Source organism: Kitasatospora sp. NPDC058218 (assembly GCF_042882445.1).
Lineage (GTDB): Bacteria > Actinomycetota > Actinomycetes > Streptomycetales > Streptomycetaceae > Kitasatospora.
Genome location: NZ_JBHVWC010000053.1, coordinates 10,595 through 36,700, shown reverse-complemented (window position 1 = coordinate 36,700; position 26,106 = coordinate 10,595). Strand labels below are relative to the sequence as shown.

Below are 26,106 nucleotides of genomic sequence, written 5' to 3'. Positions count from 1 at the left end.
CGGTGGTGCCGGGGGGTGGATGGTCCTCGATCACCGGGCGCCTGGTGGAGCGCACGGGTCGATGGCGACCACGGCCGACGGTCGTCACACGGCTCCCGCGGGTCAGAAGGTGATCGTCCGGCCCTCGGGCGCGGCCTGGCGTGCGGTGTAGGCGACGCCGTGGACCTTGAGCCCGACCGGATCACAGAGGGTGATCGTCCCGCCGTGGTTGCCGAGTTGGAAGCCGTTGCCGCCGGCGACGGTGACCGTGGTGCCCGGCTGCAGCTGCCGGGACGGCAGCGGGAGCGGGTGCTGCTGCTGGTCGACCAGTCGCCAGCCGGTGAGGTCCACGGCGGCGGCGGAGGCGTTGAGCAGTGTCACGGTCTCGGCCCCCGGTGCCGGTCCGACCGGATTGACCAGGGCGGCGATGATCCGCAGGGGCTCTTCGTGGTCGGTGGGCTGCTCCGGTGCCTCGGGGATCGCGTGGCCGGTGGTGGGGTCGGTGTGCCACTTCTGGGACTGGAAGGCGAGGAACACCGCGACCCACCGGTCCTCGGCGGGCAGGTGGAAGAGCAGCCCGCCGTCCTGCCAGACCCCGTCCTCCGAGCGGTGGTCCGCGCTGTTGCCCTGGTTCATGTGAACCTGGTGTACGCCGTCGGCGGGCTGGAACCGGAAGACGACGTCGCGCTCCTGGGGCTTGGGGCCGAAACGCTCGCCGAAGACGTAGAGGGCGATCGCCTGGTCCGCGATGGCTCGTTTGACGTAGTGGTCGAACACGTCGGAGAGGTCGTTGTCGACGCCGGGCAGGTCCGGCGGGAGCACCCGCATGGAGGCGGGGCCGAAGAGGTTGCCACGGATGAAGTCGAGAGCTGCGCCGCCCGCCTGTCCGGTCAGCTCCTTCCATCCGCTGCCCGCCGCCGGGAGCTGCTGCGTGAGCGGGTGACGGAAGTCGTCCACCACCGTGTACCTCAACTCGTGCGGCGAGTCCTTCGACCGGACGTTGACGGCGGCCCGGTAGTCGGTTCCACCGTCGTCGCGGAGGCGGACCTCGTAGTGGGGCGAGTGGGTGCCTCCCTCACGGTGCCGGTCGACGGCTCGGGCGGCCAGCACGCCGTAGTTCTTGAGGGGCATCCGTCATCCTCCAACGTGCTCGGTCCGCCGGATCGGTCCCGGCGCCGCTGGTCGGCCAGGACACCTGTGCCTTCCGGACCGTTGTCCACCATCGCAGCCGGTCCACGCGGGGAGGAAGCCGCCGACCGGACGAATCGCGTGCGGCCTTCGGACCGCAGACGGTCGCGCAGCGACGGCTGGACGCAGCCGGGCTCGTACCGGCGAGCCTGGTACTCGTGCGCCCCGCATCGGTGGGGCCCGTGTTGTCGGAGGGCATCGCTCGCCCCTGTCTCCTGCCGCCTCCCTGCGCCGCCTCTCTGCGCCGCGTCCGTGCGAAGGCGAAGACCGGCGCCCTGGCCGGGTCGTCGAACTGCCACCGGTAGGCGTAGTCGTCGGTGGTGCCGGTGACCGGGCCGCCCAGCGGGTGGTAGAGCGAGGCGCTCTGGCCGACGTCGTAGGTGGAGTGGTCGCGCCGGGGGTTCGGGCCGGGTGCCCGGTGGAGGTCCCGGGTCACCGTCCGGAACGCGGGCCCAGCGACCCGGGGTCGCCGGGCCCAACGGCCCTGGGGCGCAAGGCCGTCGAGTTCTGATCATGGATCGCCATCCATCCGCAGAAGTTCGAAGGAGTGCGTCCTTGAGCGCCATCGAGGCACAGGGCGACAGCGCGCCGTCGCCGTCGGCCGCCCGGCCGGCAGGAGCGCGGGCCGGCCGTCGGCCCGGCTCGGCCCTGGTCAGGCTGCTGACGACCACCGACCACAAGACGATCGGCTCGATGTATCTGGTGTCGGCGTTCGGGTTCTTCCTGATCGGCGGCGTCCTGGCCCTGGTCATGCGCGCCGAACTCGCCCGGCCGGGGACGCAGATCCTCTCCAACGAACAGTTCAACCAGGCCTTCACCATGCACGGTTCGGTGATGCTGCTGCTGTTCGCGATGCCGCTGTTCACCGGCTTCGCCAACTGGATCACGCCGCTGCAGATCGGCGCGCCGGACGTCGCCTTCCCCCGGTTGAACATGCTGGCCTTCTGGCTGTTCATGCTCGGCTCGTTGATCGCCGCCGCCGGCTTCGCGACCCCGCAGGGCGCGGCCGACTTCGGCTGGTTCCTCTACGCGCCGCTCTCCGACGCGATCCACTCGCCGGGCGTCGGCGCCGACATGTGGATCATGGGCGTCACGCTCTCCGGGTTCGGCAGCATCCTCGGCGCGGTCAACTTCATCACCACCATCATCTGCATGCGTGCCCCGGGTCTGACCATGTTCCGGATGTCCATCTTCTGCTGGAACGTGCTGCTGACCTCCGTCCTGGTGCTGATGGTCTTCCCGGTGCTGGCCGCCGCGCTGCTGGCGCTGGAGTGCGACCGCAAGTTCGGCTCGCACGTCTTCGACCCGGCCAACGGCGGCGCGATGCTCTGGCAGCACCTCTTCTGGTTCTTCGGCCATCCCGAGGTCTACATCCTGGCGCTGCCGTTCTTCGGGATCGTCTCCGAGGTCATCCCGGTCTTCTCCCGCAAGCCGATGTTCGGCTACGCGGGCCTGATCGCCGCCACCGTCGCGATCGCGGGCCTCTCGGTGACGGTCTGGGCCCACCACATGTACGTCACCGGCCAGGTGCTGCTGCCGTTCTTCTCCTTCATGACCTTCCTGATCGCCGTCCCGACCGGGGTGAAGTTCTTCAACTGGGTCGGGACGATGTGGAAGGGCTCGCTGAGCTTCGAGACCCCGATGCTCTGGACGGTCGGCTTCCTGGTCACCTTCCTCTTCGGCGGGCTGACGGGCGTGCTGCTGGCGGCGCCGCCGATCGACTTCCACGTCTCCGACTCGTACTTCGTCGTCGCGCACTTCCACTACACCCTGTTCGGCACGGTGGTGTACGCGATGATGGCCGGCTTCCACTTCTGGTGGCCGAAGATGACCGGAAAGATGCTGGACGAGAGGCTCGGGCGGATCAGCTTCTGGACCCTCACCATCGGCTTCCACAGCACCTTCCTGGTGCAGCACTGGCTCGGCGCCGAGGGCATGCCGCGCCGGTACGCCGATTACCTCGCCTCGGACGGCTTCACGGCCCTCAACACCGTGTCCACCCTCGGCTCGTTCCTGTTGGGCCTGTCGATCCTGCCGTTCCTCTACAACGTCTGGAAGACCGCCAAGTACGGCGAGCGGGTCACGGCGGACGACCCGTGGGGCTACGGGCGGTCGCTGGAATGGGCGACCTCCTGCCCGCCGCCGCGGCACAACTTCGTCACCCTGCCCCGGATCCGCTCCGAATCCCCGGCGTTCGACCTCCACCACCCCGAGATCGCGGCGCTGGACTTCCTGGAGAACAACGGTGAACCGGCCAAGCACCTGGCCGGCGTCACCCCGGCCCGGTACGACGCCCCGGCCCCGCCGGTCCGCCGATCGGTGCGCCGCGGCGACCGGACACCGGACCGCTGAAGGACCGCAGAGGGATCCAGACGGATCGCGGCCGGCGGCGCTGCCCGCCGCCGGCCGGTCCACCCCGAAACGCCGTCCCCGCCCGTTCGCTGCCCCGGGCGGGCGGGGACGGTTCCACCCGCCCGGGCCGCCCCGGGAGACCCCCGGTTGAGGAGCACTCGGCATGTCCCACACCGTCCTGGCCATCGGTACCGCCGCGCTCACCGCGGCCGGCTGCGTCTGGTACCTGCCCGCCCTCGCCGACCTCCGGGCGGGCGACGACCGCCCCTGGTCCGCCCGCACCACCGCCGCGGCCTGCGTGGTCTGGTGGGCGGGGCTCGCGCTCGCCGCAGGACTGCTGCTGGTCGTGCCCGACTGGCAGCCCGCCGCGCAGATCGTGCTGGCGGGCCTGGTCGCCGGCGTGATCCTGCGGGTCCGGGCCTACCGCTACCGCCGGAGCGAGCAGCGCGAGTCCGGCCTGCGCTGGGCGATGCTCGACGCGGGCCCCGTGCCGCCGGCCCCGCGCCCGGTCGCGCGGGTCCTGGCGGGTTGGCTGCTCGTCGGTCCGGCCGTCGCCTCGCTCGGTGCGTTCGCCCTGCTGCTCGCCGGCGGCGGATCGTCCGCCCCCCGGCTCGCCGCCGCGGCCGGCAGCGCGGTGGTGGTCTCGGCGGCGTTCCTGTTGACCGGGCTCGGCAACGCCCGCCGCCACCGGCCCTGACCGGTGCGACGGACGCCGGGCGGGCCGCGCCGGCCGGTGGGCCGTGCCGGCCGGTGCCGGAGTGCCCGGTGCAATGGGGTCGTTGGGCCCTGGGCCGACGGCCGCCGGTCGGCGATGATGCGGGAGGCCCGCAGCAGTGTGCCGGGCGCGAGGAAGGTGGAGCCGCGAGATGGCGAGCAAGACGGCCGGTACCGACGGCCCGGCACCGGTCCGGGTGTTCCTGTTGGACGACCACGAGGTGGTGCGCCGCGGGGTCCACGACCTGCTGGACGGCGAACCCGACCTGGAGGTGGTCGGCGAGGCCGCCACCGCCGAGCAGGCGCTCGTCCGCGTCCCCGCCCTGCGCCCCGACGTCGCCGTCCTGGACGTTCGCCTCGGTGACGGCGACGGGGTGTCCGTCTGCCGCGAACTGCGCTCCCGGATGCCCGACCTGGCCTGCCTGATGCTCACCTCCTTCGACGACGAGGAGGCGCTGCTGGACGCCGTGATGGCGGGAGCGGCCGGCTACGTCCTGAAGCAGATCAGCGGCACCGACCTGGTCGCCGCCGTCCGAACGGTCGCCTCCGGCCGTTCGATGCTCGACCCGGGCGCCGCCACCCGCCTGCTCAACCGGCTGCGCAGCGACGCGGCCCCGCCGCAGCCCGCCGTGACCGGTCCAGAACTGACCGCGCGCGAGCAGGAGGTGCTGGCGCTGATCGGCGAGGGCCTGACCAACCGGCAGATCGGCGAGCGCCTCTACCTCGCCGAGAAGACGGTCAAGAACCACGTCTCCCGCCTGCTGGCCAAGCTCGGCGTGGAGCGGCGCGTCCAGGCCGCGCTGATCGCGACCGGGCCGGGCCGGTCCGCCGCCCAGCCGGCCCAGCCGCGCACCTTCGGCGGCCCGCGCGGCTGAACCCCCGGGTGCGGGACGGGGTCACGAACAGGACCCTCGACGGGACCATCGGCCCTCGCCCCGCCCCGCCCGGCGAGTGACCATCACTTGCATGAACCCCGATCGTGAAGCGCCGTCCGTGCAGCCGGAACCGGACGGGCGGCGACCGTCCGGCGTGCGGGACCTCGACCGGGCCCGGGCGCTGGAGCTGCTGGCCGGGACGGAGGTCGGCCGGGTGGTCTACACCGTCGGCGCGCTGCCGGCCGTGCTCCCGGTGCGGTTCCGGCTGGACGCGGTCGGGGGCGTGCTGCTGTCCGCCCGGGCCGGTTCCGAGCTGGCACGGGCGGTGGACGGCGCGGTGATCGCGTTCGAGGCGGACGAGTTGAGCAGCGCCGACGGCACCGGCTGGTGCGTCACCGTCCTGGGCCGCGCGGAGCTGCGGCCTGCAGCGTCGGTGGACGCGAACCCGGTCGACGCGAGCCCGGCGGGCGCGGACGCGGTGGACGCGATCTCGGTGGACGGGGCGGACGGGGCGGCGCGGCGGACGGATCCGGGGTGGGTGCTGATCCGGATCGGCCCGGAACTGGTGGTCGGCCGGCGCCTGACCACGGACGGTTGACCGGCGACGGTCGGCCCCCGGCCGCCCGGCTGGGCGGCCGCTGTCACACCCCCAGCGGGGCCTCCCACACCACCCGGGTGCCGCCGCCCTCCGCCGCCTGCACCGTGAAGCTCCCGCCCGCCCGCTCCGCCCGCTCGGCGAGGTTGCGCAGGCCGCTGCGCCGCCCGCCCGCCGGCACGCCGATCCCGTCGTCCGAGACGGTGAGCGCCACCCGGCCGCCGAGCGCCCGCAGCGCGACCTCCACCCGGCTCGCCCGCGCGTGCCGCGCCGCGTTGCTGAGCGCCTCGCCGAGGACGGCCATCACGTGCTCGGCGAGCTCCTGCGGCACGTCCGTGTCCAGCAGCCCCTCCATGCTGAGCCGCGGTGCGAAGCCCAGCGTCGCCTGCGCGTCGCCGACGGCCCGGGTGGCGCGGGCCCGCAGGCTCCGGTCGGGCTCGTTGTGGGCGCGCAGTCCGAAGATCGTCGAGCGGATGATCTTGATCGTCTCGTCCAGGTCCGCGACCGCCCGGCCGACCCGGTCGGCCGCGCTCGGGCTCTCGATCAGCCGGCCCGCGCTCTGCAGCGTCATCCCGGTGGCGAAGAGCCGCTGGATGGCGAGGTCGTGCAAGTCCCGGGCGATCCGGTCGCGGTCCTCCAGCAGCGTCAACTGCTCGGCGTCCCGGCGGCGTTCGGCCAGCTCCAGGGCGAGCGCCGCCTGGTCGGCGAAGCCCAGCAGCGGGCCGGTCTCCTCCGCGGTGAACGGCGGCCGCCCGTACTCCCGGGCCAGCAGCAGCACGCCCCGGCCGTAGCCGGCCCCGGTGCCCAGCGGCACCGCCACGGCCGGACCGAGGCCGTCGAACCGCCCGGGCGGCCCGGCCGCGAACCGGGCGTCGACCGCCAGCCCCTCGCTGGTCACCGGGGATCCGGAGGCGTACGCGGCGCCCGAGAGCGTGCCGTCGACCGGTACCGTCACCCCGAGCCGGGCACTCTCCTCCCCACCCAGCGCCACCTCGACCGTCAGCTCGCCCGCCCGCTCGCCGGGCCCGGCCAGCGCCACCGAGACGTCCGCCAGTTCCGCGCCCGCGATCTCCCGGGCCCGGCGCGCGATCAGCTCCACCACCGCCAGGCGGGGCGCGCCCGACAGCAGGCTGCGGGTGATCTCGGCGCTCGCCCGCAGCCAGCGCTGCTGGCGCTGCGCCTCCTCGTACAGCCGGGCGTTGTCGATGGCCACCCCGGCCGCGACCGCCAGGGTGGAGATGACCGCCTCGTCGTCGGCATCGAAGTCCACGCCGCCGCGCTTGTCGGTGAGGTACAGGTTGCCGAACACCTCGCCGCGCACCCGCACCGGCACCCCGAGGAAGGTGTGCATCGGCGGGTGGTGGGCGGGGAAGCCGACCGAGGCCGGGTGCTCGGAAAGCACCGGGCAGCGCAGCGGCTCCGGGTGGCGGATCAGCTCGCCGAGGATCCCGTGACCGGCCGGCAGCGGTCCGATCGCCTCGATCTCCTCCGTCGTCAGACCGACCGTCAGGAACTGCGAGAGCGTGTGCCCGTCGGCGCCGATCACACCGAGGGCCGCGTACCGGGCGTCGACCAGGTCGGCGGCGGCCTCGACGATCCGGTGCAGCGCCTGGGAGAGGTCGAGTTCGCGGCCGACCGCCAGCACCGCCTCCAGCAGGCTGTGCACCCGGTCGCGGGTGCCGCGCGCCGCGTCGATCCGCCACTGGAGCTCCTCCAGCAGCTCGTCCAGGCGCAGTTGCGGCATCCGCGCGCCCGCCCCGGCCCCGCCGCCGGGCGCCCTGTCCGCCGGACCGCCGGTGCCCGCCCGCGTACCGTCCGCGCCGCCCACCGGCGTCCTCCTCAAGGTCCCGTCCCGATCCGTTCCGTCCCCGGCCGACCGGCCGGGAGGAATGTCGGATCAACGGTAGTGCCCGTGCACGCCCACCAGGGACGGCGGGGTCCGTCGTGTACGCACCCGGTGGGACTTCCGGCCCCGGTGGGAGGGCCCGCCGACCCTGGCACCCATCCCGCCCCGGTACGAGGGTGGAGGAACGGACGGTGCGTCAGCACGCGCCGCCCGGCAGCACCGGCCCGTGATCCGCACCGGAAGGAACTCCCATGACGCCACCCGTTCTGGCCGGAGTCGACGGCTCGCCCGCGAGCACCACGGCCGCCCGCTGGGCCGCCGAGGAGGCGCTGCGCCGGGACGCCCCGCTGCGGCTGGTGCACGCCTGGCCCTGGCTGACCGACGGCCGGTCCGCGTTCGCCGACGCCGACGCGCTGCCCGCCGCCGCCCAGCAGGTGGTGTTCGACGCCGCCGACGCGATCCGCCGCCGCCACCCCGGCCTGGCCGTGCACGCCGACGTGGTGCTCGACGCCGCCGTGGACGGCCTGGTCGCCGCCGCGGCGGACGCCGGGCTGCTGGTGCTCGGCTCGCGCGGACTGGGCGGCTTCGCCGGGCTGCTGCTCGGCTCGGTGAGCATGGCGACCGCCGCCCGCAGTGCCGTGCCCGCGGTCGTGGTCCGGCCGGGCGGTGACCGCGACGCGACGGTGGTGCCGCCGGAGGTGGTGGTCGGCGTCGACCCCCGGGCCGTGAACGAGGCCGTGCTCGCCTTCGCCTTCCACGCGGCCGGGCTGCGCGGCGCCCGGCTGCGAGCCGTCCACGGCTGGGACCTGCCGCCGGCGTTCGCGACCGTGGGCTTCCTCCCGTCACAGCCCGAGGTCGCGGAGCTCCAGGAACTGGAGACCGAAGCACTCTCCCTCGCCCTCGCCGGGTGGCGCGAGCGGTACCCGGGGACGGAGCTCGTCGAGCAGGTCGGGCTCGGCGCCGCCCGCACGCTGGTCGCGGCGTCGAGGACGGCGGACCTCGTGGTGGTCGGCCGGCGCCACCGCCCGCACGACCTCGGCCGGCGGCTCGGCCGGGTCGCCCACGCCGTCCTCCACCACGCGGACGCCCCGGTGGCCGTGGTGCCGCACCGCTGAGGGCCGGGGGCCGGCCCGGTCGCGTGCCGGTCCGACGTACTGGTCCGGCGTACCGGTCCGACGACCGGCCACGGCGGGCGGGCCCTTGGACCCTGTCGTCCGGCCGGTGTCCGGGCGCACGCTCGAAGGTGAGCAGAACTCCGGTTGAACGCCGCCGGGGACCGCCCGCACCGACGGGCCACCTCCGACGGCCGCCCCGGGCCGGCCCGCCCGCACCGGCCGACCGAGCCAAGGAGAGGATCACCATGCCAGAGCCCGTCCTCACCCCGGCCGACCTGCGGCTGCTCGCCGCGGCCGGTGGCGCCGCCCCGTCGCTGCACAACAGCCAGCCGTGGCGGTTCCGCCCCACCGGCGACCGGACCGGAATCGAACTGCGCGCCGACCCCGCCCGTGCCGTCCCTCTCGCCGACCCGGACGGCGCCGCTCTGCACATCGCGGCCGGCGCCGCCCTGTTCAACATGCGGGTGACCGCCGCCCGACTCGGCCGCGAGCCGCTCGTCCGACTGCTCCCGGAGCAGGGCGACGCCGGGCTGCTCGCCGTGCTCGACCTCGCCGGGCCGGCCCGCACCGCGCGGCCCTTCGGCCGCGACCTCTACCCGGCGATCGCCGAACGCCACTCCAGCCGGGAGCCGTTCGCCGACCGGGACGTGCCCGAGGTGGTGCTCGGTGAGCTGATCGCCGCCGCCCACGCCGAGGGCGTGACACTCGCCGCGCTGGAGGAGGCCGCGGTGCGGCGGGTGTCGGCGCTCACCGCCGAGGCCGAGGACCGGATCGCCCACGACCCGGACCGGCGGGCCGAGACCCTGGCCTGGCTGCGTCCGGGCGGGTCCGCCGGTGCGACCGACGGCATCCCGCCGGCCGCCCTCGGTCCGCAGGACCACGACGCCCGCGTTCCGATGCGCGAGTTCGCCGGCCGCCCGCCGCACCGGGACGTGCCCGCGCCGCCGTCCCGGCGTTTCGAGGCGCTGCCCCAGCTCTGCACGCTCACCACCCGGACGGACGGCCCCGCCGACTGGCTGCGCACCGGGCAGGCGCTGGAGCGCGTCTGGCTGCTGGCCACCCTGCACGGCGTCCGGATGACGGTGTGGCACCAGGCCGTCGAGTGGCCCGACACCCGCTGGGGGCTGCGCGACCCGGCGGACGGGCCGGGCCACGTCCAGCTGGTGCTCCGCGCCGGGTACGGCCCGCCCGGGCCGGCGACGCCGCGCCGGCCGGTGGCCGAGACGCTGGACGGCCCGGACCGGGCGTGACACGGGCGGGCCCTTGCCGCGCGGAATCGTGCCCGCACGGCACGTGCTCGCCCGCGCCGACCCGCGCCCGGACTCAGCCGGTGCGCCGCCCGCCGGGTGGCACGACCTCGGCCTTCAGCCGCAGATCCGGGCTGTTGCGGAAGCTGAGGGTGAACTCCACCCACTGCCCGGCCCGGAGAGCCGGCGGGTCGACGATCATCAGGTCGGCGTCCTCCGGTGACATCACCAGCTCGCCGCGCCCCGGCACGGGCAGCGCGGCGACCGGCTCCCACCGGCCCGCCGCGCCCTGGTGCCGATGCCGCTTCAGCGTGACCCGGCCGCCGAACTCCCATCTCGCACCGGTGAGTTCGTCCGGGATGTCGCCGGGGTTGCGGAGGGTGAAGAACGCGGCCGTGGCGGTCGCCCCGCCGGTCGTCGGCAGCAGCACCCAGCCCGGTCCGGCCTCCACCGGGCGCTGCCGCCCGGCCCCGCCGACCGCCGTCCACCCGGAGAGCAGGGCCAGCGCCACCGCGGCCGCCGCCACCGGCGGTCCGACCACCCGCAGCCGGTCGGCCGTCCGGCCGCCGAACCGGGCGCTCACCCGGTCACCCCCGGAGCGGTCCGCCGCCCACGCGCCGCCGGGCCACGGCCCGGACCGGTCCCGCCACCACGCCGGCGGGCGGCCCCGCCGCCCCGCCCCGGCTGCCACGTCCGCAGCCGTAGGCTGTTGCCCACCACGAGCAGTGAACTCAGCGACATGGCCACCGCCGCCAGCATCGGGTTCAGCAGCCCGACCGCGGCCAGCGGGATCAGCACCACGTTGTAGCCGAACGCCCAGAGCAGATTGACCCGGATGGTGGCCAGCGTGCGCCGGGCCAGCCGGACGGCGTCCACCACCGCCTCGATGTCACCCCGCACCAGGGTGAGCCCGGCCGCCCCGATCGCGGCGTCGCTGCCGGAGGCGAGGGCCACCCCGAGGTCCGCCGAGGCCAGCGCGACGGCGTCGTTGACGCCGTCGCCGACCACCGCCGTGGTCCGGCCGGCCGCCCTCAGCTCGGTGACCACCTCCGCCTTGCGCGCGGGCGAGGCCGAGAAGTGCACCTGTTCGATGCCCAGCTCGCCGGCCACCGCGCGGGCCGCGCCGGGGCCGTCACCGGTCAGCAGGACGGTCTCCAACCCCAGCGCGCGCAGCCGGTGCAGCGCCCGCCAGCTGCCGGAGCGCAGCGTGTCCCCGACCGCGAGCAGGGCCACCGCGCGACCGTCCAGTTCCACCAGCACCGGCGTGCGGCCGGCCGCCCCGGCCCGGGTCAGCGCCCCGGCCAGCGCGGCGGGCAGCGGTCCGGCCGCGTCGTCCGGCCGGACCACCCGGACCGGCCGCCCCTCGACGGTGCCCGAGACACCGACCCCGGTGGTGGCCGTGAAGCCGGCCACGGCCGGGAGGGAACCGCACCGGGCGCGGGCCGCCGCCACGACGGCCCGTCCGACGGGGTGCTCCGAGTGGTGCTCGACCGCGCCCGCGAGCCGCAGCACCTCGTCCGCGTCCACGCCGTCCACGACGGTGAGGTCCGTGAGCTCCGTCCGGCCGGTCGTCAGCGTCCCCGTCTTGTCCAGGACCACGGTGTCGATCCGGCGCAGGCTCTCCAGCACCTCCGGCCCGCGCACCAGGACACCCAGTTCCGCGCCCCGGCCGGTCGCCGCCAGCAGCGCGGTCGGCGTGGCCAGGCCCAGCGCGCACGGGCAGGCCACCACCAGCACCGCGACCGCGGCCGTCACCGCCGCCTGCGGATCGGCCCCCGCGCCCAGCCAGAAGCCGAGCACGGCGACCGCCACCGCCAGCACGCACGGCACGAACACCCCGGCCACCGCGTCCGCGAGCCGCTGCGCCCGGGCCTTGCCGGCCTGCGCGTCCGCCACCAGCGCGGTGATCCGGGCCAGTTGGGTGTCCGCGCCCACGGCGGTGGCCCGGACCACCAGCGCGCCGCCGACGTTCACCGTGGCGCCCGCCACGGCGTCCCCGGGGCCGACCTCCACCGGGGCGCTCTCCCCGGTCAGCAGGCTGAGGTCCAGGGCCGAGCCGCCGTCCACCACCACCCCGTCGGTGGCCACCCGCTCGCCCGGCCGGACCACGAACTCCCGGCCGGGCAGCAGCTGTTCGATCGGGATCGACCGCTCCAGCCCGGACCGCGGATCGCGGACGCACACCTCCTTGGCACCCAGCTCGGCCAGCGCCCGCAGCGCCGAACCGCTGCGCCGCCGCACCCGCCCCTCCAACAGCCGCCCGGCCAGCACGAACAGCGGCACCCCGACGGCCGCCTCCAGATAGACGTGCGCGCCGCCCCCGCCGTCCGCGGTGAGCGAGAACGGCATCCGCATGCCGATCGTGCCCGCCCCGCCGAACGACAGCGCGTACGCGGACCAGCCGAAGGACGCCACCACACCGAGGCTGACCAGGGTGTCCATGGTCGCCGTGCCGTGCCGCAGGCCCCGTACGGCCCGCCGGTGGAACCCGGCCGAACCCCACGTCACCACCGGGACGGCCAGCCCGAAGCAGATCCACTGCCAGGCCGGGAACTGCAGCGACGGCACCATCGACAGCAGCACCACCGGCACGGCCGCCAGCGCCGTCACCAGCAGCCGCCACCGCTGTGCCGGCTCCTCCTCGCGGTCCGCCGGCACCTGCCCGGCCCCGGCCGGTTCGGCCGTGTACCCGGCCCGCTCGACCGCCGCGATCAGCTCCTCGACGGCCACCCCGGCGGGGTGCAGCACCCGCGCCCGCCCGGTGGCGAGGTTGACGCCGGCCGTGACCCCGTCGATCCGGGCCAGCCGCTTCTCCACCCGGCCGACGCAGGCCGCGCAGGTCATCCCGCCGACCGCCAGGTCGGTACTGACCAGCGCCCCGGCCTGCGCGTCCGCGACGGCGCTCACCGGCCCGCCCCCATGTCGTGCCCGCTCATCCCCGGCGCGCCCCCGCCGCCGCTGCCGGGCGTCAGGCCCGGCGACACCGGTCCGGTGCCGCGCCCCAGCGCGAACGCCGCCACGAACACCACCACCAACAGCAGGGCGAACCCCGCCACCACACTCCACGGCCGGCCACCCGGCGACATCGCACTCACCCTCCACCAGTCGGCCCGCCACCCCCGCTGGTTCCCGTACGGTGCGAATCGTCCGGACGGAACACGCCCACCGGAACACACGCCGGCCGGCGATCGCCCACCTCGACCACCACCGGGCCCTCCGCGGGTCAGCGGCTCGCTGCGGTGGACGTCACGTGTCGCCGGGGAGTCGTGAACCGTCGACCGTCTGCTGCGTGCACATCACGTACCGGAAGCCTTGGTTCCAACCGGACTCGTCGCCCGTCCAGGCGGAGACGGTGTGGCTGTCGTTCGTGTAGGCCGAGTACTGCTGTGTGCAGAGTTTGATCGCGTCCGTCTCGGTCGCCGCCTTGTAGGTCACGCCCGAGGGTGCCGCGACGAAGCCCAGGACCTTCTCCTGGTGCGGCACGGTGCAGTCCGCGAGGAGGGGCTGGAGGCTGTTGTCCTGTTGCGGCAGCGTGTCGATGCAGTCGCCGGCCGACGTGTTGTTCAGATTGATGAGCTGGCCGGTCTGGCGGAACGTGCCCACCGGCCCCCCGATTCCGACGGACTTGCCGAAGACCAGGCAGGGCACGGAGTGCGCGCCGCGGTCCCAGCCCTGTTTGCTCGGCGCGATGGCGTACGACTGGGCGTCCGCCAGCGCCTGGACGGTGGTCCGCAGTCGCGCATCGCACAGGCCGGCACCGTTTCGCGTCGCATCGTCCAGGGAGCTCGCGTCGGCCAGATCGATTACCTGACCATCCGGATTGCCCCCGGTGCAGTCCACGAGACCGAGCCTGGGCAGCCCTTGGAACTTCGCCCCGTTCCACACACTGGAGACGCAGTCGCCCCGCTTCAGTTCCTGTTGCAGAGCCACGTCGGCCCCGTAGGGCGGTACCGGGCCGGTGGGAGTCGGGTGCGAGGACGTGGTCGCGCCGGACGTCGAGGACGAGGAGGTGTCCGAGTCGCCGAGCAAGGACACCCCGGCCCACACGGCACCGCCCAGGAGCAGTACGGCGGCCGCGACGACGGCCACGGTACGGCCGGCCGGGGGTTTCCGACGGGGGCCGGGCTCGGGTGGGCCCGGCGGGCCCGGGGTGTCCGGCGTGCTCGGCGTGCTCGGCGTGCTCGGCGGGGGAGGCACCTGCTGGACCGTCGGAGAAGGAGCCGTGGTGGTGGGTGCGGGCGGCGGAGGGGTGCCGGGAGGGGGCACGACCGTCGGGCCGGGCTCGGGTGCGGCGGAGATTCGGGCGAGCCTCCCGGCCGCCTCCTCGCCCGTCATCCGCTCCGCCGGGTCCTTGGCCAGCAGGCCCACGAGGACGGGCACCAGAGGTCCCGTGACGTGGGCGGGCAGCGTGGGTTCCTCGAACAGCAGCGCGGTCAGCGAGGCGGCGTCGCTCTCGGCGTCGAAGGGGCCCCTGCCCGTGACCGCGAAGTACAGCGTGGCGCCGAGGGAGAACAGGTCGGACTCCGGGCTCGGCTCCTGACCGCGCGCCCGCTCCGGGGCCAGGTAGCCGGGAGTCCCCACGATCCCGGAAGCCGAGGTGAGGCGCGGCTCACCCGAGGCCGGGTCGAGGGCGATGCCGTAGTCGGCCAGCAGCACGCCCCCCTCCGAGGGGTGCGACGTCCGCGGTGCGGGGCCCGTCAGCAGGATGTTGGCCGGCTTGACGTCCCGGTGCAGGATGCCGAGCCGGTGGCCTTCCGTCAGGGCGTCGAGGACGGCCAGACCGATGCGCGCCACCTCCGCGGGTGGCAGGGGGCCGCGCTTGTGCACGAGGGCCTCCAGGTCCGTCGCGCCGGGCACGTACTCCATGACGATCCACGGCAGACCGTCCTCCTCAAGGATGTCGTGCACCGTGGCGACGTGCGGGTGGTTCCGCATCCTGGCGGCGTGCCGGGCCTCACTGCGGGCCCTGGCGATGCGCGCGGTCATCTCCTGCTCCGGCAGGCCCGGCGGTACGTTGATCTCCTTGAGTGCGACATCGCAGGCCAGCACCTCGTCATGGGCGAGCCAGACCCGTCCCATGCCCCCGCCGCCGAGCCGCCGCACCAGGGTGTAGCGCCCTGCGATCACCCGCCCGGCATCGTCCTCGGCCCCAGTCATGGTCAACAACGTAGGGCGCGCACGGTATCTGGGCAAATAGTGCATATCAATCAGGTGGTGACTCCCGTGCGGCACTCCCGCCGCCGCGGGGCGTCGGACCCGGCGCCACCGGAACGGGCCCGCCGGGGCCGGAGCCGCCGGTGCGGCCCCGGCCCCGGCGGGCCTGCGACGGTCAGCGGCGGGCCGCCGCCCGATGGTCGAGGTGGGCGATCACCGAGGTGTGGAACCGCTCGACGGCGGCGTCGACGCTGCGGATGAAGCCCGACTCGGCATTGCCCCGGGTGCTGCCCATGGTCTTGGAGAGTGAGAGCCGGAACCCGGTGATCTTCGAGGAGTCCTTCGGCAGCAGGTCGCCGGGCTCGGGGCGGAGCTTCTCCAGGGTGCCCCGGGGCCCGGCCGCGGTGCCGTCGGTCAGGGTCTCGATGTGCAGGTCCGCCGGTGCCTCGGCGAGCTGGCGGACCAGGCGCTTGACCCAGCTGAGCGGGTAGCCCTGCTCGGGGGCGGGGATCTCGATGGAGGTGCGCAGCTTGCCGACGCGCAGGTCGGCCGTCAGCTCGAAGCTGCCGACGGTGTCGTCGACCCGGATCTCGGCGACGAGCCGGCCGTCCGAGCAGAGGCGGTCGGCGAGCGCGGTCCGCCGGGTCAGCGGGTCGTCGCCGCGCCGGGCACGCTGGACGGGCAGCACCTTGACACCGAGCTCGCCGCCGAGCTGGAGGCAGACCTGGCGGATGAGCCGCTCCCAGCTCTCGACGACCTGGACGGCGCGTTCGTCCCCCGCGGCGAGCGTCTCGTCGTCGAGGCCGTTGCGCACCGGCACCCAGGCGGGGCCCATGTTCTGGAACCCGTGGCAGCCCGAGTTCTCGTGCTGGAGGTAGTGCAGGAGCTCCTCCAGCAGCCACCGGTGGGCGGGGTTGGCGAGGTCGTCGTGGTGGAGCAGCATCTTCGCCTGGTTGGTGACGTCCGCCCAGGAGAGGTGGCAGAGCAGCACCTTGTGCTTGCGGCGGCCGTCGATCTTGACGGTGACGAGCGGGCTGCCCTCCAGCGCGACGTCGTTGGAGAGCGTGATGACCGCCTCGTAGCCGCGCCGGGCGGCGATGTCCATGTAGTCCTGGACCTGATCGGCCTTCAGCGGGTTGCCGTTGGTCTTGCTCTCGATCAGGGCTGTCCAGAGCCGCCCGGCACGCTCCACCCGGATCACGCCGTCGGGGCGCTTGGGGGAGTCGCCGTGCGGCAGCGAGACCTCGGTGAAGGTCTCCATCCGGCCGGCGGGCGCGCCGAACGCCGCGGTGAGCCGGCGGCCGAACGCGGGGACCTGTGCCATCACGGACAGCAGGACGGAGGTGGCCCGGACCTCGCGCTCGCGGTCGTTCTTGAGGCTGGTGGCGGGGAAGAGGCGGGCCGTGCGCCAGGCGTCGTTCTCGGCCAGCGACGGCTTGGAGGTCTTCGGGCGGGCCACCCGCTTCTTGGCGGTGCGCAGGCGCTTGGGTGCGGCCGGAGCGGTGGGCGTCGCGTCGGGTGCTTGGGCCTGGGTCGGCACCAGCGCCTTGGGGGCGGCCGCGTCGACGGGTTGGTCGGTGGAGGCGGGTGCGGAGGCGGCGGTCGGCGCCGGGGTTCCGGCCGCCTCCGCTTCCGTCCTGTCGGGGGCGGAGGCGGTCCCGTCCTCCGGCGCGCTGCCGTCGCCCGCGTCGTCCTCGATGTCGATGCCGAAGTCGGTGGCCAGCCCGGCCAGCCCGGTGTCGTACCCCTGACCGACCGCGCGGAACTTCCATTCCTGGTTGCGGCGGTAGATCTCGCCGAAGACGAAGGCGCTCTCCGAGTCCGCGTCGGTGATGGCGAAGCCGAGCAGTTGCTCCCCGGTGCTGTCGGCGAGTTCGAGGCGCAGGCCCTCCAGGTGGCCGAACGCGGCCCGCTGGTGGCGACTGGCCGCGATGACCAGGCGGTCGACATCGGCGGGCACGGCGGTCAGGTCGAGCTGGATCCGGTCCTCGGTGCCGATCTCGGTCGGTGCCTGGCCGAGCAGCTGGACGCTGCCGTCGGCGGCCGCCGGGTTGTTGTAGAAGAAGAAGTCGGCGTTGCTCCGCACCTTGCCGTCCCCGGTCAGGAGCAGCACGGACACGTCGGCGTCCCCGTCGCCGTCCGGGCTGCTCCAGCCCAGGCTCACGATGACGGAGTCGGCGCTGTCGCTCAGCGCCGCCAGGCCGACGTTGGCGCCCTTGACCATTTCCTGCACGAATGTCCCCCGGAGGACCAGGGCCGCCCCGTCGGAGCAGCCGTCGACTGATGGGGCCGCCGACCGGTGCCCAGGGCGGCCAGCAGGGAGCCTAGCCGCTCTGACGGCTACTCCGACCAGGCTTTGAGCAGATTGTGTGCATGCAACCGGAACGTGATCTTCTGGCGTCGGCGGTCGCGTGGTCGGGGCCCGGGGCACCCGAACGGGGCAGCAGGTTTCGCGGCGGGAGCGGTCGTTGCGAAGCATGGGGACGTAGGGGCCGTCGGCCGCTGGACACCGATCAGAAGAGGGAACCCCGGTGCGTGAACTCCATAGCTTCCCGAACCGTCCTGCCGAGGGTGCGCGCCGGAGGTGGGCGGGGCCCCGTGCCGTGGCGTTGGTGGCCGCGCTGACCGGGGCCGCCGTGCTCGCCGCGTGCAGCAGCTCGTCGACCAATCCGTCGGTCACCTCCTCGGGGGCGTCGACGCTGAGCACGGCGCCCAATCCGTCGTCGTTCTCGGGGGAGCCGCCCTCCGGGTTGGCCTCGACCGCGGAGTCGGCGCTGGCCTCGGTGTCGGCGGCGGCCGAGTCCGCCTCGGCCGCCGCCGCCTCGTTCGCCGCGTCGGTCTCGGCGCAGAGCGAACAGCTGAGGACGAACGCGGAGGCCGCGCTGGGCAACGTGGAGAACGGGGGCAACGCGTTGGGCGACGTCACCCTGACCGGGGTGGCGCGGGCGCGGACCGGGGGGCTGCACGCCGTCGTGGTCACCATCACCAACAGCGGGCTGGACACCGCCTCGTACGCGGTGCAGGTCGACTTCACCGACACCAACGGGAAGGCCGTGGACAGCGCGGTCGTGGGTGCCGAACACCTCGCGCCCGGGGCGAAGGCGTCCCCGATCGCGTTCAGCCGGCGGCCGGCGGACGAGACGCTGCTGCCGGTCGTGGTCAGGGCCGTGCGGTACTGAGTCCGGTCCGGCGGTCCGGCGGTGCGGGGCCCTTGCCGAGTTGGCTACTCGTCGGTAATTCTTGCTGACATCGCGTCCAGCAGAGGAGCCGCATGCCCGCCGACGTCACCTTCGCGCTGCCCGCCCCGCACGGACCGGGGGAGGTGACGGTGCGCTACCAGCGGCTCGGGTCCGGCAGCCCGCTCCTGCTGCTGCACGGAGTGGGCCACCACTGGCAGGCCTGGGAGCCGGTGCTGCCCGCACTGGCCGAGCGGCACGAGGTGATCGCCGTCGACCTGCCGGGGTTCGGCGCCTCGCCCGCCCTGCCGTCGGGCGTGCCGTACGGGCTGGAGGCGGTGGTCCCGGCGCTCGGGGAGCTCTGCGCGGAGCTCGGCATCGAGCGGCCGCACGTCGCGGGGAACTCGCTCGGCGGACTGCTGGCCCTCGGCCTCGGCCGGGCCGGGCTGGCCCGCTCGGTGACGGCACTGGCCCCGGCCGGGTTCTGGACGGAGGCCGAGCGCCGTTACGCCTACGCGGTGCTGGGCGGGATGCGGCTCGGTGCGCGGCTGCTGCCGCCGCCCGCCGTCGGGCGGATCGCCCGCTCCACGGCCGGCCGCGCGCTGCTGGTCAGCACCATCTACGCCCGCCCGGGCCGGCGTCAGCCCGCCGCCGCCGTCGCCGAGACCCGGGCGCTGCGCGAGGCGACCGGCTTCGGCCCCACCCTCGCGGCCGGCCGCGGGCTGCGCTTCACGGGGGACGTCGGCGCCCTGCCGGTCACCGTCGCCTGGGGCAGCCGGGACCGCATCCTGCTGCGCCGTCAGGGCGTCCGCGCGCTGCGTGAACTCCCGGCGGCCCGGCTGATCCGGCTGCCGGGCTGCGGGCACGTGCCGATGAACGACGATCCGGCGCTCGTTGCCCGGGTGATCCTGGACACCTGCGCCCGGGCGCAGGACCGGGCGGCCGCGCCGGAGCGGCTCAGTCCGTCAGTGTGATCCGGATGCCGACCGTGCCGCGCTCGCCGCGCCGCAGTCGGCTGCCGAGCAGGGTGACCACGCCCAGCAGGCCGTACTTCTGCCGCAGCAGCGTCCGGTAGGCGGCGGTCCGCTCGGGGCCGAGGATCTCGGCGGTGGCCGGGTACTGCTTGCCGGTCGGTCGGCCCTTGACGTCGCAGGGTCCGACCAGGACGTCGGCACGGTTGCGGATCCGCTTGACCTTCCAGGAGTCGGTGACGGTCCAGACGCCCAGCGCGTCGCCGTCGCGGACCACCCAGACCGGGGTCGGCACGGCGGTGCCGTCCTTCCGGTAGGTGGTGACCAGCAGGTAGCTCCCGGTGGAGAGGCGGACCAGGCGTTCGAGCCGGTCCTGCGGGGCGGGGTCGGGGGTGGCGGCGTCCATGGCCGCATTCTAGGGCGCACCGTCGTCGCCGCCGCCTGACGGACCGCCGTCCGACGGGTCGCGGGCCGCCCGCCGGCGGGCGATCCAGTGCAGGCCGTCGTCCCGGGCCCGGTCGAGCGGTGCCAGCAGCGGTCCCTCGGCCGGTGTGACGGCGTCCGCGCCCAGGTGCTCGCGCAGGCCCGTGCGGCGCAACAGGTCGGCGAGCGCGGGCTGGACGCCGGCCAGGACGAGCCGGCCGCCCTCCCGGTGCAGGGTGTCGGTGTAGCGGCGCAGCGCCTTGAGGATGGCCGAGGAGGGGATGTCCGGTGCGGTGCGCACGACCAGCACCAGGACGGCGTCGCGGGCGCCCGCCGGGTCGGGCAGTCGGGTGCGCAGGGTGGGCAGTTCGGCGAAGAGGCTGCTGCCCTCGTACTCCAGCACGGTGACCGCGCCGGCCGGGAGCCGCTCGGGGACGGGGGCGGTGGTCCAGCGGCCGTCGTCGTCGCGGACCAGTGCGGTGAAGTGGGCGCGGCGGGCCGCCTGGACGCAGTAGAGCAGCAGCGAGAGCACGGCGCCGATGACGATCGCCTGCTGGAGCGGGAGCTGGGTGGTGGCGAGGAAGGTCGCGGCCATCGCGGTGGTGGAGAGCTTCGAGGTGCGCAGGACGAGCAGGATGTCGGCCCGCTTCCCCCAGATGAGTTCGCCGCCGACGACCAGGATGAGCCCGCCGATCACCGGCATCGGGATGCGTTCGGCCAGCGAACCGCAGAGCAGTACCACCAGGGCGAGGAAGACACCGGAGACGACGCCCGCCCAGCGGGTGCGGGCCCCGGCCGAGGCGGCGACACCGGTGCGCGACAGCGAGCCGCCGGAGGGCAGCGCCTGGAAGAGGCCGCCGCCGACGTTGGCCACGCCCTGGGAGAGGAAGTCGCCGTTGACGCCGGAGCGGCTGCCGTCCGGGTTGGGCATCGAGGGTGCGATGCCGGCGGCCTGGGCGAGCGCGACCAGGGCGACCGAGACGGCGCCGCCGGCCAGGTGCGGCACGGCGTCCAGGGAGGGTGCGGTGAATCCGGGCAGTGCGGCGGGGATGTCGGCGATGTCCCGGACCAGCTCGACGTCGGTGCCGAGCACCGCCACCGCGAGGCTGACCGTCACCATGGCCACCAGCAGCGCCACGGGCTCCAGCCGCCGGACCGTCCGGGCGAGTGCCCAGACCGCCACGGTGGCGGCGGCCACCAGCGTGGTGGAGAGCTGCCAGTCGGGCAAGTGACCCAGCCAGTTGGCGAGTTGGGCGAGCTTGTTGTGGCCGTGCGGCTGGTAGCCGGTGGCGTCCTCAAGTACTCCGGTGATGATCTGCAGGGCGATGCCGGTGGAGAAGCCGACCATGACGGCGTTGGAGACGAAGCTGAGCACGACGCCGAGCCGCAGCAGGCCCATGAGCAGCATGACCACACCGACCAGTACGGTCAGCGCGGCGACGTTGCCCGCGTCGTGCGGGTCGAGCCCGGCGTCCGCGAGCACGCTCTGCCCGGTGAGCGCGATGGCGCTGGTCAGCGTCGTGACCATGAGGACGGTGGGCGCGGTGAGCGAGCCGAGGATCGGCGGGACGACGCCCGCGTAGAGGCCGGCGACCGGGTTGAACCCGGCGATGCTCGCGTACGCCATGCCCTCGGGGATCGAGAACAGGCCGGTGACCATGCCCGCGGTCAGATCGGCGGGTGTGGGCCGGCCCAGTGTGCGGCCCGCTCCGCGGAGGGGCCGTCGGGCGCGCTCGGCGCGGGTGGGGGCGGATGTCACGCCGTCACCTCCGGAGAGTTCGGCCGGGCGACCGGAACGGGCGCCGCCGCCCGGGTGTGGTCCGGGCGGCGGCGGGCGCGGACCGACGGGTACGCGCCGGGGCGGGGGCGAGGGTGCGTACCCGGGTCAGGGCGCGGCCCCGGGTCAGGGCGTGACGATGGGGAAGGAGCGGGCCGGCGTGGTGACGAGCGCGAGCAGCCGCGCGAGCAGCCCCTCGTCGCCCTGGTGCCGGACGCCGTCGAGGCCCCGGCCGGCCAGCAGCCCGAGCAGCTGCGCCCTGGTGAGGGTCAGCGTCAGACCGGCCGCCGACCTGGGGTCGTCCCCGGCCGGGAAGGACCGGTGGGTCAGGGCGCCGTGCCGCAGCGTCAGCCGGTACCGGAGCTGCTCGTCGGTGAGCACCAGGTCGATGGTCAGCTCCTCGTCCCAGGCGCGCGGCCCGTCGATCCGGATCGCGATCGAGTCGAACAGCATCTCGGTGGTCAGTGCCCCCGTCATCTCGGGGTTGGCCGCGTCGAGCAGGACCGTCCCGGGGCCTTCGAGCAGTTCGACGGCGGCCATCAGGTAGAAGTTGCGCCAGGTGCCGTTCTCCGCGCCGTGGCCGAGCCTTCGGTAGACGCCGGCCAGGGCCTCCTTGGCGGCGGTGTTCGACGGGTCGGCGAACACCACGTGGTTGAGCAGGGTCGCGGCGAAGCGCAGGTCCCCCGCGTCGGCGTAGGAGCGGGCCTTGGCCAGCGCGGCCTCGCCGCCGCCGGCCACCTCGACGTACCGCTGCGCCTGGGCCGCCGGCGGGTGCTCCCACAGGTGGGCCACATTGCCGTCGAACCAGCCGAGGTAGCGCTGGTACACCGCCTTGACGTTGTGGTTCAGCGAGCCGTAGTACCCGTGGGTGTGCCAGCGCCGCTCCAGCGCGGGCGGCAGCCGCAGCTCCTCGGCGATCTCCGGTCCGGTGAGGCCGTCGTTGAGCCGGCGCAGGGTCTGGTCGTGCAGGTACGCGTAGAGGTCGCGCTGTTCGGAGAGGTAGGTGACCACGTCGTCGTGGCCCCAGGTCGGCCAGTGGTGCGAGGCGAAGGCCACGTCGTACCGGCCGTCGAAGTACTCGATCGCCTCGTCCAGGTAGCGGGCCCAGATCCGGGCGTCGCGGACGACCGCGCCGCGCAGGGTCAGGATGTTGTGCATGTTGTGGGTGGCGTTCTCGGCCAGGCAGAGCGCCCGCAGCTCGGGGAAGAGGAAGTTCATCTCGGCCGGCGCCTCGGTGCCGGGGGTGAGCTGGAAGACGATCCGCACGCCGTCGACGGTCTCCTCCTGGCCGGTGCGGGTGATGTCCGCCGTCGGCGGGATGAGCGTGATGGTGCCGGTGGAGGTGGTCATGCCGAGACCGGCGCCGATCTGCCCGTCGGGGGCCTTCGGCAGCCGGTCGCCGTACATGAACATGGCCCGCCGGGTCATCGCGTTGCCCGCGTAGACGTTCTCGCTGACGGCGTGTTCCAGGAAGCCGGCCGGGGCGAGGATCGGGATGCCCTGTTCGGTGCCGTGCGGCAGGACGCCGCGCGCGCCGCCGAAGTGGTCGCCGTGGGAGTGGGTGTAGATCAGACCGGTGACGGGCCGGTCGCCGCGGTGCTCCCGGTAGAGCGCGAGGGCGGCGGCGGCCGTCTCGGCGGAGATCAGCGGGTCGATCACGATCACCCCGCGCTCGCCCTCGACCAGCGTCATGTTGGAGAGGTCGAGCCCGCGGACCTGGTAGACCCGCTCGGTCACCTGGTAGAGCCCCTGCCGGGCGCAGAGCCGGGCCTGGCGCCAGAGGCTCGGATGGGCGGTGTCGGGGCACTCGTCCTTGAGGAACCCGTAGGCGTCGTTGTCCCAGACCACGCGTCCGTCGGCGGCCTTGACCACCCCGGGTGACAGCGTTCCCAGGAAGCCCCGGTCGGCGTTCTCGAAGTCCGTGGTGTCGTCGAAGGGCAGCTCGGTCATGCGTCGCTCCGTTCCATGGGTGATCGGGCGGGCGGCGCCGGGGCCGCACATTGCGCCATCAGAACATCACCCGACGAACACCGCATTTCGGACAGGTGTGCTAGCGGGTGCGCAGGCGTCGGCGCGCCGACTGCACGCTCGCCCGGACGGCCCGGGCCGTCCGCCTGCGCCCGCGACCCCCCACCGCCGTCGAACCGCCCAGCGCGGTGGCACCCGACCGGGTGAACGCGAGCGGCACGGGGACGGCCTCGACGGCCGTCGGCCGCTGCCGCAGGTGCAGCCGCCTGGTCCGGGCCCGGCCGGCGGCCCAGAGCGCCAGCGTCCCGCAGAGCGCGAGGGTCGTCCACCCGGCCGGGCCGAGCGCGTGGTCGGCCTGCCGGATCGCGTGCGGCACCACGCCCGTCACCCCGGCCCCGGCCTCGGCCTCGGCGGAGGCCGAGGCGACCGGCTCCTCCACCAGGTGGCCGACCGGCTCCACCTTGCCCGCCGCGGCGAAGCCCCAGTCGAGCAGGCTCGCCGCCTCGTCGTACACCTTGCTCTGCGACTCCGGGTGCATCACCGTCACCAGCAAGGTGCGGCCGCCGCGCTCGGCCGCCCCGGTGAAGGTCGCCCCGGCGCCGGTGGTGTAACCGTTCTTCACACCGATCAGGCCCGGGTACTTGCCGAGCAGCCGGTCGGTGTTGGCGATGTCGAAGGCGGTGCGCTGCCCGGTCGTCTTGTCCACCCCGCCCGGGAAGCGCGCGGTCCGGGTGGAGCAGTACGCGCGGAAGTCCTTGTTGCGCAGTCCCGCCCGGGCGAACAGCGTCAGGTCGTACGCCGAGGAGACCTGCCCCTCCTGGTCGTAGCCCTCGGGCGAGACCACGTGGGTGTCCCGGGCCTGCAGGGCCAGCGCGCGCTCCTGCATCTGGGACACGGTCTGCGCGAGGCCGCCGTTCATGTGGGCCAGGACGTGCACCGCGTCGTTGCCGGAGCTGAGGAAGACGCCCCGCCAGAGGTCCTCCACCCGGTACGGCAGGTTCTCCTTGATGCCGACCAGGCTGCTGCCCACGCCCAGGTCGGCCAGCTCCACCGGCGCGACCTTGTGCTCCAGGGAGCGGTCCAGCTTGGGCAGCACGGTGTCCGCGAACAGCATCTTCAGGGTGCTCGCGGGCGGCAGCGGCACATGCGCGTTGCGTGCGGCCAGGACGTCGCCGGTGGCCGCGTCGGCGACCAGCCAGGACCGCCCGGTCAGTTCGGCCGGCAGGGCGGGCGCCCCGGCCAGCGGCGCCACCTGGACGGCGGGCCGGCCCAGCCGCTCCCCGCCGACCACGGAGGCCGCGTCCTGCGCGACGGCCGCGGGCGTCGCCGCGGCGAGTACCAGTGCGGCGACGGCACCGGCCGTGGCCGCTCCTCTGACGTGGTGTGACCTCTGCTGCACACCGCGAACGTACCTGCGCCGTGGCCGGTGCGCCGGGTGCGCTGCTCCGTCCGGGCCCCGCCCCGACCGCCGGGGTCGGCCGCCACGCGGGGCGGGGGTGCGGCGCGGCCACGACTTTGGTCGGGGCGGGTGGCACCGAAAGTCGGACTCCGGCGCCCAGCCGCGTCCCTAGGGTCGGGGGCATGAAGAACCTGCTCGGCTTCGTCAGCTTCGTCCTCGTCGTCGGCGGTATCAGCGGTCTGCTCTCCGACCACTTCTGGGACGTGCGCCTCTTCGGTTTCCTGCGTCACCTCGTCCCGGACGGACACGAGACGGCCGGGTACGTCGTGATGATCGTGGTCGGTGCGGCCCTGGCGATCGGGACGGACCGGATCGGCCGCAAGGGCCGGTAGTCGAAGCGGAGCATCGGGGCGTCGGGGATCCGGACCGCGGCGGAACGGCCCGGGACCCGCCGGACCCGCCGGAGCAGGGGCGCTCCGGCGGGTCCGGCGTTCCGCATGGCTGGTCCCGGAGGTCGGTCGGCTAGCAGTCGTCGTAGTCCCGCTTGTTGGTCAGGGCGACGGTGACGCAGTCATCGGCGTCCAGCGTGTACGGGCCGGTCACCGGGTTGTGCGGGAGCTGGTAGCCCGCGGGCGCGACGGTCTCCCGCAGGTAGTACTGGCCGCCCGCCAGGTGGGTGAAGGCACAGCCGCCCTCGGCCGTGGTGGTGCAGTCCGCGCCCGTGCGGGTGTCCGGGTTCGCTCCGCCGGTCTGCAGGCCGGGGACGCCGTTGGTCTCGCGCCAGAGCTGGAAGGTCGCGCCGCCCAGCGGCTTGCCGGTCTTGGCGTCCCGCTTCGTCAGGTGGATCGAGCCCTCCGCCGGGGGCTTCGGCGACGGGCAGTCACGAGCGCTGATCTGGATGCCGGTGGTGGCGTTTTGGGGGGTGAGGGTGAGGGGGCCGAAGACGGGGTTTGCGGGGAGGTCGTAGCCGGTGGGTGGGGTGGTTTCGCGCCAGTAGTAGGTGCCGGTTTCGACGGTGCGTCGGCAGATGCCGTCGGTGGGGGTGGTGCAGGTGGTGCCGATCTGGGTGTCGGGGTTGATGCCGGTGGTCTGGAGGCCGGGGGTGTTGTTGGTTTCGTGCCAGAGGTCGAAGACGGCGCCGGCGAGGGGTGCGCCGGTGGTGGCGTCGGTCTTCAGGACGCGGACTTCACCGGTGATGGGGGGTTGGGTGTGGGGTTGGTCGGCTGCGGTGGTCTGGATGCCGGTGGTGGCGTTTTGGGGGGTGAGGGTGAGGGGGCCGAAGACGGGGTTTGCGGGGAGGTCGTAGCCGGTGGGTGGGGTGGTTTCG

General features: G+C 74.5%; 21 protein-coding genes. 9 read left to right on the top strand and 12 right to left on the bottom strand.

Going from position 1 to position 26,106, the window contains the following annotated elements:
- Window positions 1–102: 102 nt before the first annotated feature.
- Entirely contained in the window at window positions 103–1,110 is a 1,008-nt protein-coding gene (locus ACFVYI_RS29605) for a DUF2278 family protein (protein ID WP_387891276.1), read from the bottom strand.
- A 570-nt stretch (window positions 1,111–1,680) separates the two neighbouring features.
- Between ACFVYI_RS29605 and ctaD the strand changes: the two genes are divergently transcribed.
- The 4 genes from ctaD (at window position 1,681) to ACFVYI_RS29585 (ending at window position 5,706) form a co-directional block, all read left to right on the top strand.
- Window positions 1,681–3,519 carry a cytochrome c oxidase subunit I gene (gene ctaD / locus ACFVYI_RS29600; protein WP_387891273.1) on the top strand — a complete coding sequence of 613 codons (1,839 nt, stop codon included), beginning with the start codon at window positions 1,681–1,683 and terminating at the stop codon, window positions 3,517–3,519.
- A gap of 163 nt (window positions 3,520–3,682) precedes the next feature.
- Complete coding sequence (locus tag ACFVYI_RS29595) at window positions 3,683–4,216, top strand: hypothetical protein (RefSeq protein ID WP_387891272.1); 534 nt, start codon at window positions 3,683–3,685, stop codon at window positions 4,214–4,216.
- Window positions 4,217–4,385: 169 nt separating this feature from the next.
- Window positions 4,386–5,108 carry a response regulator gene (locus tag ACFVYI_RS29590; protein ID WP_387891271.1) on the top strand — a complete coding sequence of 241 codons (723 nt, stop codon included), beginning with the start codon at window positions 4,386–4,388 and terminating at the stop codon, window positions 5,106–5,108.
- Window positions 5,109–5,199: 91 nt separating this feature from the next.
- Window positions 5,200–5,706: a pyridoxamine 5'-phosphate oxidase family protein gene (locus tag ACFVYI_RS29585; RefSeq protein WP_387891268.1), complete on the top strand. Its 507-nt coding sequence runs from the start codon at window positions 5,200–5,202 to the stop codon at window positions 5,704–5,706.
- A gap of 43 nt (window positions 5,707–5,749) precedes the next feature.
- On the opposite strand, the gene ACFVYI_RS29580 is transcribed toward ACFVYI_RS29585, so the two are convergent.
- Window positions 5,750–7,447, bottom strand: a complete 1,698-nt coding sequence (locus ACFVYI_RS29580) for a GAF domain-containing protein (RefSeq protein WP_387891352.1) — start codon at window positions 7,445–7,447, stop codon at window positions 5,750–5,752.
- Between the two features lie 353 nt (window positions 7,448–7,800).
- On the opposite strand from ACFVYI_RS29580, the gene ACFVYI_RS29575 reads away from it, so the two are divergent.
- On the top strand, window positions 7,801–8,664 hold the full coding sequence (locus ACFVYI_RS29575; protein WP_387891267.1) for a universal stress protein: 864 nt from the start codon (window positions 7,801–7,803) through the stop codon (window positions 8,662–8,664).
- Window positions 8,665–8,909: 245 nt separating this feature from the next.
- Window positions 8,910–9,914, top strand: a complete 1,005-nt coding sequence (locus ACFVYI_RS29570) for an Acg family FMN-binding oxidoreductase (protein WP_387891265.1) — start codon at window positions 8,910–8,912, stop codon at window positions 9,912–9,914.
- 73 nt (window positions 9,915–9,987) lie between these two features.
- Here ACFVYI_RS29570 and ACFVYI_RS29565 read toward each other — a convergent pair whose 3' ends face one another.
- The 5 genes from ACFVYI_RS29565 to ACFVYI_RS29545 form a co-directional block, all read right to left on the bottom strand.
- Window positions 9,988–10,494, bottom strand: a complete 507-nt coding sequence (locus ACFVYI_RS29565; RefSeq protein ID WP_387891264.1) for a copper chaperone PCu(A)C — start codon at window positions 10,492–10,494, stop codon at window positions 9,988–9,990.
- The gene (locus ACFVYI_RS29560) at window positions 10,491–12,818 is read right to left on the bottom strand and encodes a heavy metal translocating P-type ATPase (RefSeq protein ID WP_387891261.1); all 2,328 of its coding nucleotides are present in this window, start codon (window positions 12,816–12,818) and stop codon (window positions 10,491–10,493) included. The genes ACFVYI_RS29565 and ACFVYI_RS29560 overlap by 4 nt, the downstream gene beginning before the upstream one ends.
- On the bottom strand, window positions 12,815–12,967 hold the full coding sequence (locus ACFVYI_RS29555) for a hypothetical protein (RefSeq protein WP_387891258.1): 153 nt from the start codon (window positions 12,965–12,967) through the stop codon (window positions 12,815–12,817). Before ACFVYI_RS29555 ends, ACFVYI_RS29560 begins: the two co-directional genes overlap by 4 nt.
- A 190-nt stretch (window positions 12,968–13,157) precedes the next feature.
- Window positions 13,158–15,068, bottom strand: a complete 1,911-nt coding sequence (locus ACFVYI_RS29550; protein ID WP_387891256.1) for a protein kinase — start codon at window positions 15,066–15,068, stop codon at window positions 13,158–13,160.
- A gap of 172 nt (window positions 15,069–15,240) precedes the next feature.
- Window positions 15,241–17,289 carry a TerD family protein gene (locus ACFVYI_RS29545; protein WP_387891350.1) on the bottom strand — a complete coding sequence of 683 codons (2,049 nt, stop codon included), beginning with the start codon at window positions 17,287–17,289 and terminating at the stop codon, window positions 15,241–15,243.
- 388 nt (window positions 17,290–17,677) lie between these two features.
- Here ACFVYI_RS29545 and ACFVYI_RS29540 point away from each other — a divergent pair, with 388 nt between their 5' ends.
- Both ACFVYI_RS29540 and ACFVYI_RS29535 read left to right on the top strand, forming a co-directional pair.
- A complete protein-coding gene (locus ACFVYI_RS29540; RefSeq protein WP_387891253.1) occupies window positions 17,678–18,244 on the top strand; it encodes a hypothetical protein in 567 nt (188 codons plus the stop codon).
- Window positions 18,245–18,336: 92 nt separating this feature from the next.
- A complete protein-coding gene (locus tag ACFVYI_RS29535) occupies window positions 18,337–19,215 on the top strand; it encodes an alpha/beta fold hydrolase (protein WP_387891252.1) in 879 nt (292 codons plus the stop codon).
- Here ACFVYI_RS29535 and ACFVYI_RS29530 read toward each other — a convergent pair.
- From ACFVYI_RS29530 to ACFVYI_RS29515, 4 genes are all read right to left on the bottom strand, one after another.
- A complete protein-coding gene (locus ACFVYI_RS29530; RefSeq protein ID WP_387891250.1) occupies window positions 19,199–19,618 on the bottom strand; it encodes a PPOX class F420-dependent oxidoreductase in 420 nt (139 codons plus the stop codon). The two genes, ACFVYI_RS29535 and ACFVYI_RS29530, sit on opposite strands and share 17 nt — an antisense overlap.
- Before the next feature lie 9 nt (window positions 19,619–19,627).
- Window positions 19,628–21,394, bottom strand: coding sequence for a SulP family inorganic anion transporter (locus ACFVYI_RS29525; RefSeq protein ID WP_387891247.1), 1,767 nt, complete (start codon window positions 21,392–21,394; stop codon window positions 19,628–19,630).
- A gap of 144 nt (window positions 21,395–21,538) precedes the next feature.
- Window positions 21,539–23,362, bottom strand: coding sequence for an alkyl/aryl-sulfatase (locus tag ACFVYI_RS29520; protein ID WP_387891244.1), 1,824 nt, complete (start codon window positions 23,360–23,362; stop codon window positions 21,539–21,541).
- A 100-nt stretch (window positions 23,363–23,462) separates the two neighbouring features.
- Window positions 23,463–24,779, bottom strand: coding sequence for a D-alanyl-D-alanine carboxypeptidase family protein (locus ACFVYI_RS29515; protein WP_387891241.1), 1,317 nt, complete (start codon window positions 24,777–24,779; stop codon window positions 23,463–23,465).
- 182 nt (window positions 24,780–24,961) lie between these two features.
- On the opposite strand from ACFVYI_RS29515, the gene ACFVYI_RS29510 reads away from it, so the two are divergent.
- Window positions 24,962–25,171, top strand: coding sequence for a hypothetical protein (locus ACFVYI_RS29510; RefSeq protein ID WP_387891238.1), 210 nt, complete (start codon window positions 24,962–24,964; stop codon window positions 25,169–25,171).
- Window positions 25,172–25,301: 130 nt separating this feature from the next.
- Here ACFVYI_RS29510 and ACFVYI_RS29505 read toward each other — a convergent pair.
- Window positions 25,302–26,106, bottom strand: an 805-nt coding sequence (locus ACFVYI_RS29505; protein ID WP_387891236.1) for a collagen binding domain-containing protein, incomplete at its 5' end; no start/stop codon positions are given.